Origin of the sequence: Kordia sp., from assembly GCF_045105435.1 — a bacterium.
GTDB lineage: Bacteria > Bacteroidota > Bacteroidia > Flavobacteriales > Flavobacteriaceae > Kordia.
This window is the reverse complement of the sequence record NZ_JBGCDL010000290.1, coordinates 1-3,622: the sequence shown is the minus strand read 5'-3', so window position 1 is coordinate 3,622 and position 3,622 is coordinate 1. Positions and strand designations below refer to the sequence as shown.

1 protein-coding gene is annotated in these 3,622 nt (G+C 33.3%); it reads left to right on the top strand.

The features are described 5' to 3' along the window. Nucleotides 1-211 precede the first annotated feature (211 nt). Complete coding sequence (locus AB8B65_RS14905; RefSeq protein WP_405302059.1) at nt 212-3,562, top strand: VIT domain-containing protein; 3,351 nt, start codon at nt 212-214, stop codon at nt 3,560-3,562. The last annotated feature ends 60 nt before the right edge of the window (nt 3,563-3,622 follow it).

Here is a 3,622-nt window from a genome sequence, read left to right as displayed (position 1 = left end):
GTAAGTTATTGTTAAAGCTATAGGAATATTACTCAAAATCAAAATCATATTGAAGTTTTTTATAATTATTCCGTAGATAAAAAAAGTAGCCATACAATTGAATTTAGAAAAACTCCATTAACTCATTCAAAAGGAGGACTTACTCATTCTCCCTTTTCTATAGTTTTATAAATACGGAGTTTTGTTTTTGAAAATTAAAAGCAATCTCATTATGAAACCAATTCTATATTTTTTCTTTTGTCTTTTTTGTGTGAATGTATTTGCGCAAAATACACCGAAAGTTACTGTGAAAGATGAACAAGATTTAAAATTGACCGATTTAAAAGTAAGCGTTGAAATTGTCGGAAACCTCGCTGTAACAACCTATGATATGAAATTCTACAACGGATTGAATAGAACTTTAGAAGGCGAGTTGGTATTTCCGTTAGCAGAAGGACAAACCGTTTCAGGATTTGCAATGGACGTAAATGGTAAAATGCGAAATGCTGTCATTGTTGAAAAGGAATTGGGAAGAGTTGCGTATGAAACTACAATACGACGAAAAATTGATCCAGGATTGTTAGAAAAAACAGAAGGGAACAATTACAAAGCACGCGTATACCCAATATTTCCTAAGAAACATAAACATATTATTATAAAGTTTGAGCAAGAATTAAGCACATTAGATGGCAAACAAAGTTATGAGTTGCCTTTAGGGATTTCGCAGAATTTAGAAACGTTTTCTGTAGCAATGAACGTTTTTAATGAACAACAACCAACAGTTTCTAAAACGAATTACAAAGGTTTTTTCTTTATGAAGAAAGGAGAAGCGTATGTAGCAAGTATTTCAAAGAACAATCATGCGCCAAAAGATCCAATTGTAATTCAAATTCCAAACAGTTTAAATCAAGAAAGTTTGAATACGTATAATGGATATTTTTATTACTACAAGGCATTACAACCATCAGTGCGATTAAAAAAGAAGCCTAAAAAAGTAACCATACTTTGGGACGCTTCGTATTCAATGCGCAATAAAGATATTGACAAAGAATTGAAAGTGTTGAAAGCTTACTTTGGATATTTGCAAAATGTAAAAGTTGATTTCATTGCTTTTAACAATAGCATACAAATTCGCAAAGAGTTTAAGATTAAGAATGGTGATGCGAGTGATTTAATCACAGAAATACATAGTGTTCAATATGATGGTGGAACAAAGTTAAATTTATTTAAGCATGTAAAAGTTAAAGCTGATGAAGTACTATTATTTTCAGATGGTTTAGCGAATTTGGGAGATTTTGCTATGAAAAGAAAAATACCTGTATATGCCATCAATTCAGTAGTTTCATCCAATCATCAAAACTTAGTAGCTATCGCAACGCAATCTGGTGGAAGTTATATCAACTTATTGCGTATTAATTTTTCAAAAGCAGCGAAAATCTTAAAAGAAGAAACGTATCAGTTTTTAGGTGTAAAACATGGAGAAAATGTACAAGAAGTATATCCAAATCAACAAACAAATGTATATCAGGATTTTGCGATTGGTGGACAGTTTACAGAAGATACTACTGTTACATTGTTATTTGGTTACGGTGGAAAAGTAACCGAGAAAATTCCTGTAAATATTGCCGCTACAGAAGGAACAAAAGAAGTAAAACGTTTGTGGGCGAAGCAAAAACTGAAAGATTTATACCGTGCAAAAGAAAAAAACAAAGGTGCTATTATTTCACTGGCAAAACAATATGATTTGATTACCGATTATACGTCGATGATTATTCTGGATAGAATTCAAGATTATGTACGTTATAAAATTGAACCGCCACAAGAATTGATGGTGCAATACAAACAACATATGCAATCAGCAGAAAAAGCAGAAAGACTACGAGAAGAACGTTTGAAAAGTAGAAGAATCAACTTGCAGGGAAGTTACAAAGATATTGAAACATGGTATAACGCAGAATTTATACCAGAAGACAAAGCAAATCTCGGTTCAGGAAAAATGTTCAAGATGTACGGAATCGTTATTGATAGCGAAGGTATTCCGTTGCCTGGAGCGACTGTCATTATTAAAGGAACAACTGTAGGTGCTTCCACTGATTTTGATGGTCTTTATAGACTGAATGTGCGTAGAGGGCAAAAACTTGTTGTTTCATTTGTTGGGTTTAGTTCGAAAGAAGTTACTGTACGATCTAATTCCTTACAAGTACAATTAAAAGAAAAAGAGGAGTTAGAAGAAGTTATAATTACAGCTTATGGCGGCGCTGTAAATAGAGCAAAAGTAGCTTCGTCAGTAGCGACAGTTAGTAGCGAAAGTATAGCGGAAGTTCCAGTGAATTCTTTAGACCAAGTGCTTCGAGGTTCAGCAGCTGGAGTTAGTGTCAATACAGGTTCAGGGCAATCAAATACAATTATTATTAGAGGTCGTAGCTCATTACAAGGTGATATTGCACCATTATTTGTTATTGATGGTGTACCAGTAAGTCAGGATAAATATAGAAGTTTAAACCAAGATGACATAGAGTCTACATCTGTGTTGAAAGATGTGGCTGCGACTGCAATTTATGGAAATAGAGGAGCTGGTGGTGTAGTTATTGTAACTACTAAAAATGGAAGTAAAGAGAATACTGATGAAATAGATACATTCAATAAAAAAGCTGAGCAGAAAATAACCTTAAAGCCATGGAATGCAAAGATGCCGTATATAAAAGTATTGCAGAAAGAAACCACTGTAACAGCAGCTTACAAAAAGTATTTAGACATACGCGAAGAATATGCTAATACGCCAACGTTTTACTTAGATGTAGCTGACTTTTTTCATTCGCGCCAAGCAACAACTATTGCCGTAACTGTGATTACGAATTTGCTAGAAATCGAATTGGATAATTATGAACTATTAAAAGCAGCTGCGTATAAATTGGAATATTTTGAACGCTATAAAATGGCTGTATTAACGTATAAAAAAGTATTAGAATTACGACCAGAAGAACCGCAATCATATAGAGATTTAGCATTGGCATATGAACAAATAGGGGAAATTAAAAAAAGCTATGATTTGCTTTATAAATTATATGATGGGCAATTGCTTCAAAAAGATGAAAATGGGCGATTTACAGGTATAGAGCGCATTGCGTATGTCGAATTGGCAAGATTAACGAGTAAATACGCAAAAGAACTTAAACTGACTAAAAATGAACAGCAAGCTTTTATAACAATGCCAGTTGATGTGCGAATTGTGATTGATTGGAATCATAACGATACCGATATTGATTTGTGGGTTTTTGATCCAAGAGGCGAGAAGGCGTTCTATCAAAACAAGCGAACACAAATAGGCGGAAGAATGTCTAATGATCTTACGCAAGGATATGGTCCAGAAGAATTCATGCTGAAAGATGCAATGAAAGGAAGTTATAATATATACGTGAACCATTTAGCGAATAGTGTACAAAAAATATCAGGACCAACGATTTTAAAAGTAACGATTTATTCAAACTACGGAAAGAAAAATGAGAAGAAGAAAATAACGATTGTTCGACTCGATAAAAAAGAAGGAGAACTTGAAGTAGGAAACCTGTTCTTTAGTAAATAGATATTATAATTTCAATTTTTACGGTATTTTTGTGGTCTGAATGAAATTTTTAACCGAAAA

Bases quoted from the DNA above. Each gene is read 5' to 3' on its own strand.
- AB8B65_RS14905 (WP_405302059.1), top strand. From the start codon at position 212: ATGAAACCAATTCTATATTTTTTCTTTTGTCTTTTTTGTGTGAATGTA.